The organism is Luteitalea sp., from assembly GCA_009377605.1.
In the GTDB taxonomy this organism is placed as follows: domain Bacteria; phylum Acidobacteriota; class Vicinamibacteria; order Vicinamibacterales; family Vicinamibacteraceae; genus WHTT01.
Genome location: WHTT01000369.1, coordinates 1 through 510, shown reverse-complemented (window position 1 = coordinate 510; position 510 = coordinate 1). Strand labels below are relative to the sequence as shown.

2 protein-coding genes are annotated in these 510 nt (G+C 72.0%); both read right to left on the bottom strand.

Translation table 11 applies throughout. From position 1 onward, the window contains the following. The coding region (locus tag GEV06_29335; GenBank protein MPZ21939.1) for a cation transporter at positions 1-217 on the bottom strand (217 nt) is incomplete at its 3' end. Further along, a partial coding sequence (locus GEV06_29330; GenBank protein ID MPZ21938.1) for a metalloregulator ArsR/SmtB family transcription factor occupies positions 214-510 on the bottom strand: 297 nt, incomplete at its 5' end. The genes GEV06_29330 and GEV06_29335, both read right to left, overlap by 4 nt.

The window sequence follows — 510 nt, the reverse complement described above, 5'->3', positions numbered from 1 at the left end:
CGAGGCGCAGGGCAACCAGCGCGAGCGCGATGGCGACCGCGTCGGTGAGCATGTGGCCGGCGTCGCTGATCAGGGCGAGCGAGTTCGCGATGACGCCGACCGTGACTTCGACGGCCATGAATCCGAGGATGAGCGCGAGGGCAAGGCCGAGGTACCGCCGGTCGGCGTGGTCACCGATCCCGTCGTCGTGGCCGGGGCGGTGCCGCCGCGCGGTCACGGCGCGGACTCCCCGTGTCGCAGATGCTCACGGGAGACGTCGAGCAGCAGCCGCACATGGGTGTCGGCGAGCCGGTAGTAGACCTTCCTGCCGGCCCGTCTGTTGGCCACGATTCCGGCGGTCCTGAGCAGCCGGAGCGCGTGCGAGGTGGCGGTCTCGCTCACCTCGCACGCGCGGGCCAGGTCGCAGACGCAGAGCTCGCCGGCCTCGAGCAGCGCGTACAGCATGCGCGTCCGGGTGGCATCGCCGAGCAACCGGAAGAGGTCGGCGACCCGGCTGGGCTCCTCGACTCC